Consider the following 14,519-nt stretch of genomic DNA (forward strand, 5'->3'; position numbering starts at 1 on the left):
GCCGGGGGCCGCGCAGCACTTAGTCCACCAGATCGATGATTGATGCCCGACTCAGCGGGCTCAACTGAGCGTGACAGGCCCCTACGAGCCTGTGCGTGAACCCTTGACGAGGCACAACTCGGTACTTACGATCACTGAACTTTATCCGATCCGCTTGATAAAAGCACGAGGGCGGACCACAGTCGGGAGAGGTGAAGCGATGAGCCGCAAACGTGTCCTTGCATCTGCCGCCGCCGCGGTGCTGCTCGTAGGGGCACTCACGGCCTGCTCGGACTCCGGCTCCGGCGAGGACGGCCCGGTGACCATCAAGCTGCTGGAGTACCAGGAGGCCCGCGCCGACGTCGTCAAGGCGCTCATACCGGAGTTCGAGAGGGCGATGGCCAAGCGGGGGAAAGAGGTCAAGGTCGAGCTGGTCGCCGACACCCTGACCGACGACCAGTTCCGCACGAAGATCACACAGCAGCTCCACTCCGGCACCGCGCCGGACGTCATCGACATGGGCGGCAGCAACGTGACCGGCCTGGCCGGCGCGGGTTATCTGCTGAAGCTCGACAAGTACCTGGACAAGTGGGACGGCTGGGACCAGTACTACGGGTCGGTGAAGGACGGCGCACGGCAGCCCGACGGCGGTTACTACTCCCTCCCGCACGAGGCGAGCCTGCAGAGCCTCTTCTACCGGAAGGACGTGCTGGAGCGCCTGGGCGTCGACACCTCGCAGCCGCGCACCTGGGACGAGCTGATCGGCAGGATGAAGCAGGTCAAGGCCAAGACCGGCGAGGCCCCCATGGTCCTCCCCGCGGGAACCGCGTGGGGTGCCGGATCGTGGACGGAGGGCCTGCTCCCCCTCGTCGCCAACACCGGCAGCCCTCTCTTCGACCGCGAGTCCCGGAAGTGGACGCTCAAGAGCAAGGGGCTGTCGGCCACCTTCGACCTCTACGAGGACCTCGTCAAGGAGGACCTGCTCCCGGTCCGGGACCTGCAGAACCCGAACCCGTGGGAACCGACGAAGTACAAGAAGTTCCCCGATGGCAAGATCGTGGTGGCCGCCCAGGGCAGTTGGGGATGGAAGTACGACTGGGGACCCGAGGGCGCGGCGCCGATCAAGAACGTGCGCGAGAAGGTCGGCACCTGGGACTACCCGGCCCTGGTACCGGGCACCGAGCCGCACTCGATCAGCGGTGGCGGCTACGTCTTCAGCGTCAACGCGAAATCCGAGCACCCCGATGCCGCGGCCGAGCTCGTGAAGTGGCTGAGTTCCGGTAAGCCCCTGGCGAAGCAGCTCACCGCGGTCGGGGCGCTCGCGCCGCGCAAGGACCTCTCCGGCACCGCGCCGTACAAGGACGAGCCGACGCTGCGCGAAGCGGAGCGCAAGCTGACGACCAGCGTCCAGCCCACGCTGGGGGACGGTGAGGACCAGGTGTCCCAGGCCGTCCAGGGGGCGACGGCGAAGATCGTGACCGGCGACGCGGACGGCAGCCAGGCAGCCGCCGACTTCGCGGAAGAGGCCGAGGAACTGCTCGGCCGCCCCCGGGTGGCGAGGTGACTGTGACCACCACCGTCAAGACCCCCGCCGGCCCGCGGAACCGACGGTGGCGGGAGCGCGGCGCGCTGTCGCTGCTGCTCGGCCCTTCGGTCCTCCTGATAGTGGTCTTCGTGATCGCCCCTGCCTGCTACGGCATCTATCTCGGCCTCACCGACACACAGTTGACCGGCTGGGCGGCGCGCGACCCGCAGTTCGTCGGGCTGGAGAACTTCCGGCATCTGCTCGGATCCGAGGACTTCCTCGCGTCGCTGGGACGCACGGGCGAGTTCGTGTTCTGGTCGGCGATCGTCGGGCAGACGGTGCTCGGCATGTTCGCCGCACTCCTGCTGCGCGCGAAGTGGCTGCGCGGCAAGGGCCTGTTCGGTGCGCTGGTGCTGCTGCCGATGGTTGTGCCCGAGGTCGTCGCGTCGCTGACCTGGGCGAGTGTGCTCTCCTCCGACGAGGACGGCACCTTCAACCGGCTGCTGGGGCTGTTCGGCTCCGGCGCTGCGGCTCCGCTGCAGGACTCACCGATGCTGTCGGTGATCATCATCAACGTCTGGCGGGGCATCGCACTCGCCATGATCATGTTCCAGGCCGCGCTGGAGGACGTCCCCGACGAGCTGATCGAAGCGTCGCGGATGGACGGCGCGAGCGCGCTCCAGGTGTTCCGGTACGTCACCCTGCCGCTGATCCGCGGCCCGGTCTTCCTCTACCTCCTGCTCACCACCATCACGACGGTCGGGGTGTTCGGCCTGGTCTACTTCCTGACCCAGGGCGGCCCCGGACAGGACACGGAGCTGTCCTCCATCTACATCTTCCAACGCGCGTTCAAGTACTCCCAGATCGGCCTGGGCAGCGCCGTGTCGGTGGTTCTGCTCGTCCTCCTGATGATCCTGGGCCTGACGTACGCCCGGCTGGCGAAGGTGAAGGTCTGATGACGACGACGACAACGGCGCCGGCCGAGCCCCGGACACCCGCCGCACTCCCCGGCCCGCGTCCTCGCACGCCGGGGTGGAAGCGCCTCCAACGAGCGGTGCAGTACGCCCTGATGGTGCTGCTGGCACTGTTCTGCGTCGTACCGTTCGCCTGGGTCGTGTTCACGGCCGTGGACGCCGACGGCGGACCCACGATCGGCCTCCCGGCGTTCACCCTGGACAACTTCGTACGGTTCTTCACCGACGGCGGCACCCCCCGGCTGCTCCTGAACAGCGTCATCGTGTCGTTCTCGGCGACCGCGCTGAACCTGGCCTGCGGCGTCTTCGGCGCCTACGGGCTGTCCCGGTACCGGTTCAGGGGACGTACGACCTTCATGTTCGCCATCTTGCTGATCCGGGTGATCCCGCCGCCGGCGACGATCGTGGCCCTGTACCTGCTGATGGTGAAGATGCACCTGGACGACAGCTACATCGGCCTGATCCTGGTCGAGGCCGCGGCGGCGCTGCCGATCACGCTGTGGCTGCTGAAGGGCACCATCGACGCCGTCCCGTACGAGCTGGAGGAGGCGGCCTGGCTCGACGGGAACTCCCGGTTCGGTGCGATCCGCCGGATCGTCCTGCCCTTGGTCGGACCCGGTCTCGGTGCGGCGGCGATGCTGTCGTTCATGGCGGTATGGGGGGACTTCCTCACCCCGCTGGTGCTGCTGCAGTCACCGGACCTCTACCCGCTCTCGATCGGCCTGTTCCGCTCGTTCACCGCCTTCAACCAGGTCGACTGGGGGGTGCTCGCCGCGAGCGCCGTCGTCTACATGGCGCCACCGGCCGTGCTCTACCTCTTCCTGCGCCGGCACCTGATGCGTTCGAGCCTCGGCGGCGCCCTCAAGGGCTGACGCGCCTGTCCAACTGTCCCGACGCACCACCGCCCCGCCATCGGCGACGAGCCGACGTGTCCTGCCCGGAACCACCCAGCGACAAGTACGAGGAGACGCTCTCTTGGTTGACGACAATCCGAACGGCCGGGTGCAGCTCGACGCCACCGCCCTGACGATGCTCCGGGTCCGCCGGTTCACCAAGTTCCGGATACGGCCCGCCGTCTACCGGGACAGCCGTCCGACGCGTATCTCCGCGTGGACGGTCGGCGGCGAGCCGGTGCCGTTCGCCGACGCCGTCACGCAACGGTTCGAGCCGTTCGCGCTCGGCGGGTTGTGGGGGCGTCCCTGGGACACGACCTGGTTCGACGTCTCCGGTGACGTGCCCGCCGACTGGGCGGCCGGAGGAGAGGCGGAGCTCGTCGTGGACCTGGGGTTCACCGGCGACCAGCCGGGCTTCCAGGCCGAGGCGATGGTGTACCGGCCGGACGGAGAGATCGTCAAAGCGATCGAGCCGTACAACTCCTGGGTCCCGTTGCCCGAACCCGGCCCCTTCCGGCTGCTGATCGAGGCGGCGGCGAACCCGATCGTCCAGGTGCCCTACGAGTACGAACCCACGGCGATGGGCGACAAGGCGACCGCGGGTGAAGCGCCGCTGTACCGGCTCACCGAGCTGTCGGTCGCCCTGCGCGACCGAGAGGTGTGGGAGCTGCTCCAGGACGTGACCACCCTCGACGGGCTCGTCGACGTCCTCCCTGCTCAGGGAGCGCGGCGCGCGGAGATCGTGCACGCCCTGGAGCGGATGGTCGACGTCATGGATCCCGACGACGTGGCCGGAACCGCCGCGCGCGGACGCGAGGCCCTCGCACCGGTCCTGGCCGGCCGCGCCGCGGACAGCTCCCTGATCGTGTCGGCGGCCGGTCACGCCCACATCGACTGCGCCTGGCTGTGGCCGACCCGGGAGACGGTGCGGAAGGTGGCGCGGACGTTCGCCAACGTGCTGGACCTCAGCGAACGCCACCCGGATTTCGTGTTCGCCGCCTCGTCGGCGCAGCAGTACGCCTGGCTCAAGGAGACCCAGCCGGGCCTGTTCGAACGGGTGCGCAAGGCAGTGGCCGACGGCGTCATCCGCCCGGTCGGCGGCATGTGGGTCGAGTCCGACACCAACATGCCCGGTGGCGAGGCGCTGGCGCGTCAGTTCGTGCTCGGCAAGCGCTTCTTCTTCGAGGAGTTCGGGGTGGACAGCGACGAGGTGTGGCTGCCCGACTCCTTCGGATACACCGCGGCGATGCCGCAGATCGCCCGGGCCGCGGGCACCCGCTACTTCCTCACCCAGAAGCCGTCCTGGAACGAGACCAACCCGATGCCCCACTCCAGCTTCCACTGGGAAGGCGTCGACGGCTCCCGGGTGTTCACCCACTTCCCGCCGGCGGAGACCTACAACTCCGACCTCGGCGCAGCGGACCTCGCGCGCACCGAGCGGACGTTCCGGCAGAAGGGGAAGGCACGGCACGTCCTCGGGCTGTACGGATGGGGCGACGGCGGTGGCGGCCCCACCCGGGAGATGCTGGCCGCGGCCCAGCGCAAGCAGGACCTGGACGGCTCGCCGCGGGTGCGGCTGGCCGATCCGGACAGCTTCTTCCGCGCCGCCGAGGCGGAGCTGGAATCACCGCCGGTGTGGGTCGGCGAGATGTATCTGGAGCTGCACCGCGGCACCCTGATCTCGCAGGCGCGGAGCAAGCGCGGCAACCGGCACAGCGAGGCCCTGCTCCGCGAGGCCGAGCTGTGGGCGGCCACAGCGGCCGTACGCCGCGGGGCCCCGTACCCGTACGAGGAGCTGCGACGGATCTGGGAGACGGTGCTGCTGTTGCAGTTCCACGACATCCTGCCCGGTACGTCGATCGCCTGGGTCCACCAGGAGGCCGAGCGGGACTACGAGCGCGTGGCGGACGAGCTGACGACGCTGATCACCACCGCGCTGGACGCGCTTCGCGGCGACGGCGGTGACTCCCCGGACAACGGCACTCCGGTCGCCGCCAACGCCGGCCCGTACCCGCGGCACGGCGTACCGGCGATGGGCCTCGGACCGGTGACTCCGCCCACGGCGGCAACACCGCGCCGGGCGGGCGACCGGATCGTGCTCGACGACGGAAAGCTGCACGTCGAGATCGACGGGCGGGGCACGCTCGTCTCGGTCGTCGACCTGGAAGCGGATCGCGAAGTGCTGCCGCGCGGCGTCGCGGGCGGTGTCCTGCAGCTCTTCCGCGACACCCCTCGGGAGTGGGACGCGTGGGACATCAACGACGAGGACAAGCGCAGCTGTCGCGACCTCACCGAGCCTGCGTCGGTCGACATCGTCGACGATACGGTGGTGGTGCGGCACGAGCGCGGCCGAACGGCGATCGCCATGTCCGTGCGGCTGGCTGACGGCAGGATCGACTACGCCTTCGACATCGACTGGCACGAGTCGCAGAAGCTGCTCAAGCTCGCCTTCCCGCTGGACGTCCGCGCCGACCGGTCCACCTCGGAGATCCAGTTCGGTCACCTGCACCGGCCGATCCACCAGAACACCTCTTGGGACGCCGCCCGCTTCGAGACCGTCGCGCACCGATGGATCCATGTCGGCGAACCCGGTTACGGGGTCGCCCTCGCCAACGACGTGGTCTACGGCCACGACATCCGCAACGCGCAGGCGCCCGACGGCCGGCCGATGACGACGGCGCGGCTCTCGCTGCTCCGCGCGCCGCGCTACCCGGACCCTTCAGCGGACCAGGGGCGGCACACCTTCTCCGTGAGCCTTCGCCCCGGTGGGATCCCCGACGCGGTCGCGGACGGGTACGCCCTGCACCTCCCGCTGCGCACCGTGCCGGGCGCCGCCGCTGAGCCGCTGCTCGACGTCACGGACCCCGCCGTGGTCGTGGAGAGCGTCAAGCTCGCCGAGGACCGCTCCGGAGACCTCGTCGTGCGGCTGTACGAGGCGCACGGCAATCGCTCCCGCGCGGCCGTACGGACCCGGTTCTCCTGGCGCGAAGCCGTCGCCACCGACCTGCTGGAGCGCGCCGTGGAGGGCGAGGCGGTCCACGGTACGACGCCCGGCGCCGAGGTCCAGCTCGAACTGCGCCCGTTCGAACTGCTCACGCTTCGCTTCCGCGACCTGGTGGCCTGAGAGCCCAAAGGAAAGGTTGTTCCCATGTCGCTCGACCGGTCGGATCTGCCCCGGCCCGAATATCCGCGCCCGCAATTCCGGCGCGACCGCTGGCTGAATCTCAACGGGAGATGGGAGTTCGAGATCGACCGGTCCGACACCGGCCGGGAACGCGGTCTGGTCGAGCGTGACCTGACCGACGGGATCACGGTGCCCTTCGCCCCCGAGGCCAGGTTCTCGGGCGTCGGGGAGCAGGACTTCATGCGCGCGGTCTGGTACCGCCGTACGGTCACCGTGCCCGAGCAGTGGGACGGTGACCGGGTGCTGCTGCACTTCGGTGCGGTCGACCACGACGCGACGGTGTGGGTGAACGGCATCGAGGTCGGGCGGCACCGGGGCGGGTTCTCCGGTTTCACCTTCGACATCACCGACGCAGCGCCCGCCGGGGTGCCGGTGCCGCTGGTGGTACGGGCCCGGGACGAGCCGGAGGGGCCACAGGCCAGGGGAAAGCAGTCGGCGGAGTACACACCGATCGCGGCCAAGTACTGGCGCACGACAGGCATCTGGCAGACCGTCTGGATGGAACCGGTGCCGCCGACCCACCTGCGCCGCCCCCGCATCACCCCGAACGTCGCGGGCGGGGCACTCGACGTGGAGGTGCCGCTCTCCGCGAACCTGCCCGGCGGTGCGGTGCACCTCCGGGTCCGCGACGCCGCGGGCGACGTGGCCGAGGGCACCGTCCGCGCCGACCTCGACCTGGCCCCGCGGCTGAGCCTCGTGCTGCCCCAGGAGCGGATACGCCTGTGGTCGCCGTCCGACCCGCATCTCTACGACGTCGACATCGAGCTGCGGGACGCGGAGGGACGGGTCGTCGACACGATGGAGTCGTACGCCGGTCTCCGCAGCGTCGCCATCACCGGCAAGCAGATCCGAATCAACGGCGACGTCGTCTTCCAGCGGCTGGTCCTCGACCAGGGCTACTACCCCGACGGGCTGATGACCGCGCCCAGCGACGCCGACCTGGTCCGTGACATCGAACTCGGCCAGGCGGCCGGTTTCAACGGCGCGCGGCTGCACCAGAAGGTCTTCGAGGAGCGCTACCTCTACCATGCCGACCGGCTGGGCTACCTGGTGTGGGGCGAGTTCGGTGACTGGGGCTGCAACACCGACCTGGGCCAGAGCACCAACCAGCAACCGGACGCGTCGTACGTACAGGAGTGGCTGGAGGTGCTGGAACGGGACCACTCCCACCCGGCGATCATCGGCTGGTGCCCGATGAACGAGACCTGGCAGGACTACGGCGACCGGGTCACCGCGCTGGACGACGTGATGCGCGGGATGTTCCTGGCCACCAAGGCGCACGACACCTCCCGGCCGGTGCTCGACACGTCCGGCTACGCGCACCGGATCCGCGAGTCCGACGTGTTCGACAGCCACGACTACGAGCAGGACCCGGAGGTGTTCGCGGCCAACTACCGGGTGCTCTCCGACGGCCTCCCCTACGTGAACCGGTCCGACAGCACAGGTGAGTCCTGGTCCATCGGCTACCGGGGGCAGCCCTTCTTCGTCAGTGAGTTCGGCGGTATCTGGTGGAACCCTGCCGAGGCCGACCGTCCGCAGTCGGCCACCCGGTCCGGGTCCTGGGGGTACGGAGACCGGGTGCGTACCCTCGACGAGTTCTACGCCCGCTTCGACGGGCTCGTCGGCGCACTGCTCGACCACCCGGACATGTTCGGCTACTGCTACACGCAGCTCACCGACGTCTTCCAGGAAGAGAACGGCATCTTCGGCTTCGACCGCTCGGCGAAGTTCGACACCGAGCGCATCCGGGCGGCCCAGCTCCGGCCCGCGGCGATCGAGACCGGAACACGGCAGACCAACACACGGCAGGAGGCCGACGCACGGCAGCGGGACACGAAAGGGCCTCACGCATGAAGGCCATCATGGTCATGTTCGACAGCCTGAACCGCCGCATGCTGCCTCCCTACGGCGCGGACTGGGCGCACGCCCCGAACTTCACCCGCCTCGCCGCCCGCTCGACCACGTACGACAACTGCTACGTCGGCTCGATGCCCTGCATGCCGGCGCGGCGGGAACTGCACACGGGCCGGCACAACTTCCTGCACCGGAGCTGGGGCCCGCTGGAGCCGTTCGACGACTCCATGCCGGAACTCCTGAAACAGCACGGTGTGTACACCCACCTGGTCAGCGACCACCAGCACTACTGGGAGGACGGCGGCGCCACCTACCACGGGCGCTACAACACCTGGGAATTCTTCCGGGGCCAGGAGGGCGACGCCTGGAAGGGGCAGGTGGCCGACCCGGAACCGCCGGAGGACCTGCGCAGCAACCGCAACGACCTCTGGCGTCAGGACTGGGTCAACCGCGCCCACATGGACACCGAGGAGATGCATCCGCAGACGCTCACGTTCGACGCGGGGCTGGAATTCCTGCGGGTCAACCGGGATGCGGACGACTGGTTCGTCCAGATCGAGACCTTCGATCCGCATGAGCCCTTCTTCGCGCACAAGCAGTACAAGGACCTCTATCCGCACGACTACGAGGGCCCGCACTTCGACTGGCCGGACTACGGGAAGGTCACCGAGACCGAAGCGCAGACCGCCCACGCGCGCCTGGAGTACGCCGCCCTGCTGTCCATGTGCGACCACTCGCTGGGCCGGGTGCTGGACGCCATGGACGCGTACGGCATGTGGGACGACACACTGCTGTTCGTCTGCACCGACCACGGCCTGCTGCTCGGCGAGAAGGGCTGGTGGGGGAAGCTCGTCCAGCCCTGGTACAACGAGCTGGCGCACATCCCGCTGTTCGTCCACGACCCGCGCCGGCCGGCGCACGCGGGCCGCCGCCATTCCGGCCTCGTGCAGACGATCGACATCGCCCCGACGCTCCTGGAGTTCTTCGGCGTCGACCGCACCCCCGACATGCGGGGCCGCCCCCTGAGCGAGGCGTTCGACGACTCCCCCGGCAAGGTGCCGCCGCCCCGCGGATCCGTGCTCTTCGGTATGTTCGGCGGTCACGTCAACATCACCGACGGCCGTTGGGTCTACATGCGCTCCTGTCACGACTCGACCAACCAGCCGCTCTACGAACACACCCTGATGCCCACCCACGGACGGGGCCGCTTCGCTCCGCACGAGCTGGCCGACGCCGAACTCGCGGGGCCCTTCAGCTTCACCAAGGGCGTACGCACGCTGCGGGCACCCGCCAGAACCGGCCCCGGCTTCGACCCCTCCCGCTTCGGTGCCCTGCTGTACGACCTGGCCGACGACCCCCGGCAGGAGCGGCCGGTCCTGGACGACGAAGTGGAGCTTCGTATGATCCGCCTGCTGGTGGAGCAGCTCGGGGACAACGACGCTCCACCGGACCAGTACGCGCGCCTGGGCCTGCCCCGGGAACCGGAGCAGGTGACTGCCGCCCATCTTCAGGTGGCCGCGCACCGCGAGCATCCGGAGCAGGCGGCGGCGTTGGGTCCCGCCCCGCGGGCCGACGACTTTCCCGAGGGAAAGCTGAGCCTGCGTACACCGCTTGCTGTGCTGTTGTCCGATCCGGTGGCCGTAGAAGCGGTGCGCCGTTTCGTGCCCGGTCTCACCGACTCCGAACTTCTGACGATGCGGAGCAGCGTGTCGCTGCTCCAACTGGCCGCCGGCACAGGGCAGCCCGGCCGCGATCAACTCACCGGGCTGGCAGACGAGTTGGCGCGCCTCTTCCCCAGGAGCTGAACCAATCTCCGGCTGGCGCACGTCAGCCAGTTCTGACTGAGGGCCGACACGTTCGCCGCGGCGAACGCCGCTGCAGGTTTCCCGGACCTCAACGGCTTCGGGCGCCGCGCCATGGACCTGTCCTACGACGAGGTCCGCACCGACACGCTCTACCAGGTCGGCGCCCTGGACGCGTTCGCCCGCGCGGGTGGCGGCCGACTTTCCCACATCCTCCCGCACGGCCGCCTCGGCAACCTCGTCGTCACCGACTCCGAGTACGCTCGCGCTGTCACCGACGCTGTCGCCGCCTACGACGACGACTTGATTGTCGTCACGCAGGAGGGGGAACTCGCCCGAACTGCCCGGGAGATAGGGCTCAAGGTCGGCATCATGTTCCTGGCCGACCGGGGCTATGAGGACGACGGAACACTCGTCCGCCGAACCGAGCCCGGGGCCCTGATCCACGACGCCGATACCATCGCCGAGCGGACTGTCCGGATGGCCACCGAAGGCGTCGTCACCTCCATCCATGGCACCGACGTCCACGTCGACTGCGATGTCGTCCTGCTCCACGGCGACCACCCCGAAGCCCTCGCCAACGGCCGCGCCCTGCGCACCGCCCTGGAGTCGGCCGGAGTCCGCATCGCCCCGCTCCGCACCGTCCTCCACGGCAAGGACCGCGAAACGACCGAGGCCTGCGCAGCAGTATGACCACCGCCACGTCCCCCAACACCGATCGCATCTCGACGTTCACCACCGAGCCCTACGGTGATGCGGCCGTCATGGTGCACGCGCACCATCCTGATCCAGCCGCCCGACGCTCCCTGGCCCGCCGACTGCGCACCGCCCTGCTCGACGATCTCCCGTACGGCGCCCACGACGTCGTCTCCGGCTTCGAATCCGTCCTGGTCGAGTTCGACTGCACGCTCACCGCGCACCCGCACGTCGAGCAGGCCGTGCGCGCGGCGCTGCGCACCCTGCCCACCAAGGCCCGCGCAGGTGGCCTGCTCTTCGAGATCCCCGTCGTCTTCGGCGGCGAGTACGGCCCGGACCTCACGGACGTAGCCGCCGAGCACGGCCTCACCGAGCAAGCCGTCGTCGACGCCTACACCACACACCCACTCACCATCGACCTCCTCGGCACGGCCATGTCCCCGATGATGCACGGTGCTGACCTTGGCGGCGAGACCACCCGACGGGCCGAGCCCCGCACCCGTGTCGAACGCGGTTCACTCCCTCTCGCCGGCCCGAACGCGCTTCTGTATCCCGTCACCGGCCCGACCGGCCGGCGTGTCATCGGCCCCGCACCCCGCTCAGCCTCGTCGAGGTCGCCCGCGACCCGGCGGTCCCCTACGGCCCCGGCGACCGCCTCCGGTTCGTGCGCCTCTCGCCAGCTGACTGGAACACATGGGCCGACCGACCCCTGACCGCAGGAGCCCACGTTGCTCGCTGAGTCCGTCCTGACCGTCACCGACCCTGGCTGGCTACCGTCCAGGATCTGGGACGCACGGGCAGCGAACGGACGGCCCGGAGACAGCGGCCGTCCGTGGCATCCGCGAGCTGCTCACCTCCGCCACCTACACCGTCGGCGAACGCAGCGACCACGTCGGCCTGCGTCTGACCGGACCGGTCCGCCACCCCGCTCCCGGCAGCCCTGAGATCGTCTCTCACGGCGTCCCGATCGGCGCGATCGAGCTCCCGCCATCCGAGGAACTGATCGTCCTCCAGCGCTCCCGGGCCCTCACCGCCGGCTACCCGGTCGCCGCCATCGCAACGCGCGCTTCTCTCCCCCTCCTCGGCCAGGCCGGCCCCGGACGCCGTCTGCGATTCCGCTGGCGCACGCTGGACCAGGCGGTCGCCGACGAGCGGGCCGCCGCACGGGAACTGGACGTGGTGGAGGCACGACTGGCATCGGCGTACTCGGCGATGGGGTTGACTCAAGTGGCAGAAGGGTGACGACGACCCCCGCGCCCACTGCCGTCACCGCGAACACGGCCCTGGGCGGCCGAGCGTGCCGGAACGGGCCCCAGCGAAGATCCCCAGGGGCGGCCCCGGCTCCGCTTCCCGGCCGGGCAGGCCCGGGACGGCGGCGATGGAGCTGCGGGGTGAAGTGGTGGAGGTGCTCGTAGGCGAGGTCGTCGAGGCGGATGGCACCGAGGGCGGGGATGAGGTCGTTGCGGGTGTAGTCGCGGTAGCGGACCCACGTGGTGGGCTTGAGCCGCAACTTCTGCGCGGCAAGCCAGTCCGTGAGGTACTCCCCCACGGTCTGGTTGGGATCGCCGCTGATACCGATACGCCGGCCGGCGAGGTAGCGGTGGAGCGCGGCGCGGGCGAGGTCCTTGAGCCAGACCATCGAGGCGCGAAGGTAGAGGCCGGAGAGGTAGCTCGCGTGTGTCTTGTCGTACCGGGTGGCGGTACCTCGCCACGCCTTCAGCTTCCGGCCAACCGTGCGCTGGGCACGATGCGCGCCATCGCCATGCACGTGGGTGTCCGCGCGCCGTCAGGTTATCGAGACACGCCTCCTCCAAGCCACCGCCCCAGCCCCGGACCGTGCGTGAGACACACCTGAATCGGCGCTTACGAGAGCGCTCATACCTGCGCGTATCCACCGTCGGCGAAGAACTCGGCACCGTTGACGTAGCTCGACGCGTCCGAGGCGAGGAACGTCGTCACGGCGGCGATCTCCTCGGGCTCGGCAAGCCGGCCGAGGGGAACAGCGACTTCGGCCTGCTTGAGGATCTCGGGTGGGACCAGCTCAAGCAGACCGGGGGTACGCGTACCGCCCGGGGATACGACGTTGACCCGGAAGCCGTGTGTGCGCGCGCTGCGAGCCCAGCCGCGGGCGAGCGTGCGGATTGCGGCCTTCGACGCTCCGTAGACCTCAAGTCCCGGGTCGGGCCGTGTCGCAGCGGTCGAACCCGTCAGGATTACCGAAGCGTTTGTACTGAGCAGCGGCAGTGCCTGCTGGAGAGTGAAGATCGCTCCCTTGACGTTGGTGGCGAACACCGAGTCGATCAGATCTTCCGTCACCTCGCCGAGCGGCGCCGCGGTGCCGACGCCGGCGTTGGCGACCAGCACGTCGATGCGTCCGGCCTGGTCGCGCACGGTGCTGTAGAACGCATCGAGCTCTGAGGGCACCGAAGCATCGCAGACCACGCCGGTCACGCCAGGTCCGAGCTCGGCCACCGCGGCGTCGAGCGCGTCTTTGCGGCGACCAGTGATGAACACCGTGGCGCCCTCGTCGCGGAATGCGCGCGCGGTCGCGAACCCGATGCCGATGCTGGCCCCGGTGACCACCGCGACCTTGTCTTCCAAGACGGCCATGCCGCCCTCCTTCAAGTTGTGGACTGTTGCGTCCACAACCTTCCCCGATATGGACCGCACAGTCAAGATTGCTTCGGCATCGGGGCTTCCCGGCGCGGCCCCGTGGACGGGCTGCGCAGGCTGCGGGCAGTTGTCCCGCACCCGCGACCTCTGGTCGGACAACTGCGGGACCACACCACCGGCAGCGCCGACCGCCGCGGCGGTATCGGCCTGCCGGGTCGCGGTACGAGTCGCCCGACGACTGGCAGCGCGCAGGAGCCCGGCCTGCGGAGCGCGGCCCTCCGCAGGAGCCGCAGCGCACAGCTTCAGGGCGCGCCCAGGGTCCGGAGCCGGTTGCGGGCCGTGGCGGTACAGGTCGGCCGGCGCGTTGCCGCTACTGCGCCGGAGTGGGCAGCAACCGTGCCAGGGCGGACCGGGCCATCGCGGTGAGCGCTCCGATGTCCATGCCGGTGCGCCCGAGAGCGATGAGGCCGAGTTGCGCGACGAGGGCCGCGCGGGCGGTCTCAGAAGGGTCGATGCCGGGGTCGAGGTCACCTTCGCTCTGGGCGCGCTCCAGCGCCGCGGTGAGGACGGTGGCGATCGCGTCGTAACTGCGGCGAGCCTCAGCTGCGACGTCCGGAGTGCTGGCGGCAAGCTCGGCGTTGCTGTTGGCCAGCAGGCAGCCCCGACGCGCAACCGCCCCGGTCGGATCGCCGGTCAGGCCGAGTACGAACTCGCGCACCACGTCGATCCCCCGCGCCGCGGAAACCAGGCGCTCGCGCAGCATCAGCAGGTTCGCGTCGTCGTAGTCGCGCAGCACCCGCAGGAACAGGCTGCGCTTATCCCCGAACGCCCCGTAGAGGCTGCCTTTGCCCAGCCCGCTCACGCGCAGCAGGTCGTCCATCGATGTCGCCGCGTAGCCCTTGTCCCAGAACTCGTCACGGATAGCGAGAAGCACACGATTTTCATCGAACTCACGAGGTCGAGGCATGCCCGCACAATACAAGTTCTGGACCGCGTGGA

Annotated in this window: 11 protein-coding genes and 1 pseudogene; 9 read left to right on the forward strand and 3 right to left on the reverse strand. The window is 69.7% G+C overall.

Annotation, left to right across the window (positions count from 1 at the left end; all coding sequences use genetic code 11):
* Positions 1 to 199 precede the first annotated feature (199 nt).
* The 9 genes from OHB04_RS03600 (at position 200) to OHB04_RS03640 (ending at position 12,149) form a co-directional block, all read left to right on the forward strand.
* Positions 200 to 1,543, forward strand: coding sequence for an ABC transporter substrate-binding protein (locus OHB04_RS03600; RefSeq protein WP_326806790.1), 1,344 nt, complete (start codon positions 200 to 202; stop codon positions 1,541 to 1,543).
* Positions 1,540 to 2,460: a carbohydrate ABC transporter permease gene (locus OHB04_RS03605; protein WP_326686211.1), complete on the forward strand. Its 921-nt coding sequence runs from the start codon at positions 1,540 to 1,542 to the stop codon at positions 2,458 to 2,460. Before OHB04_RS03600 ends, OHB04_RS03605 begins: the two co-directional genes overlap by 4 nt.
* Positions 2,460 to 3,350: a carbohydrate ABC transporter permease gene (locus OHB04_RS03610; protein ID WP_326806791.1), complete on the forward strand. Its 891-nt coding sequence runs from the start codon at positions 2,460 to 2,462 to the stop codon at positions 3,348 to 3,350. The genes OHB04_RS03605 and OHB04_RS03610 overlap by 1 nt, the downstream gene beginning before the upstream one ends.
* Before the next feature lie 157 nt (positions 3,351 to 3,507).
* Entirely contained in the window at positions 3,508 to 6,495 is a 2,988-nt protein-coding gene (locus tag OHB04_RS03615) for an alpha-mannosidase (protein WP_326809395.1), read from the forward strand.
* Positions 6,496 to 6,519: 24 nt separating this feature from the next.
* The gene (locus OHB04_RS03620; RefSeq protein ID WP_326806792.1) at positions 6,520 to 8,409 is read left to right on the forward strand and encodes a glycoside hydrolase family 2 protein; all 1,890 of its coding nucleotides are present in this window, start codon (positions 6,520 to 6,522) and stop codon (positions 8,407 to 8,409) included.
* Positions 8,406 to 10,214: a sulfatase gene (locus OHB04_RS03625; RefSeq protein WP_326806793.1), complete on the forward strand. Its 1,809-nt coding sequence runs from the start codon at positions 8,406 to 8,408 to the stop codon at positions 10,212 to 10,214. The genes OHB04_RS03620 and OHB04_RS03625 overlap by 4 nt, the downstream gene beginning before the upstream one ends.
* A 36-nt stretch (positions 10,215 to 10,250) precedes the next feature.
* Complete coding sequence (locus OHB04_RS03630) at positions 10,251 to 10,904, forward strand: 5-oxoprolinase subunit PxpA (RefSeq protein ID WP_326809396.1); 654 nt, start codon at positions 10,251 to 10,253, stop codon at positions 10,902 to 10,904.
* Positions 10,901 to 11,620 (forward strand): carboxyltransferase domain-containing protein, encoded by a 720-nt coding sequence (locus tag OHB04_RS03635; RefSeq protein ID WP_326806794.1) that lies wholly within the window; start codon positions 10,901 to 10,903, stop codon positions 11,618 to 11,620. The genes OHB04_RS03630 and OHB04_RS03635 overlap by 4 nt, the downstream gene beginning before the upstream one ends.
* Before the next feature lie 49 nt (positions 11,621 to 11,669).
* Positions 11,670 to 12,149, forward strand: coding sequence for a hypothetical protein (locus OHB04_RS03640; protein WP_326692578.1), 480 nt, complete (start codon positions 11,670 to 11,672; stop codon positions 12,147 to 12,149).
* Between the two features lie 163 nt (positions 12,150 to 12,312).
* Here OHB04_RS03640 and OHB04_RS41690 read toward each other — a convergent pair.
* From OHB04_RS41690 to OHB04_RS03650, 3 genes and pseudogenes are all read right to left on the reverse strand, one after another.
* Positions 12,313 to 12,546: pseudogene (locus tag OHB04_RS41690) on the reverse strand (hypothetical protein); the annotation flags it as partial.
* A 236-nt stretch (positions 12,547 to 12,782) separates the two neighbouring features.
* Positions 12,783 to 13,517 carry an SDR family NAD(P)-dependent oxidoreductase gene (locus OHB04_RS03645; protein WP_326686216.1) on the reverse strand — a complete coding sequence of 245 codons (735 nt, stop codon included), beginning with the start codon at positions 13,515 to 13,517 and terminating at the stop codon, positions 12,783 to 12,785.
* Between the two features lie 373 nt (positions 13,518 to 13,890).
* Positions 13,891 to 14,487, reverse strand: a complete 597-nt coding sequence (locus OHB04_RS03650; protein WP_326692580.1) for a TetR/AcrR family transcriptional regulator — start codon at positions 14,485 to 14,487, stop codon at positions 13,891 to 13,893.
* Positions 14,488 to 14,519 lie beyond the last annotated feature (32 nt).

Origin of the sequence: Streptomyces sp. NBC_01775 (genome assembly GCF_035917675.1) — a bacterium.
In the GTDB taxonomy this organism is placed as follows: domain Bacteria; phylum Actinomycetota; class Actinomycetes; order Streptomycetales; family Streptomycetaceae; genus Streptomyces.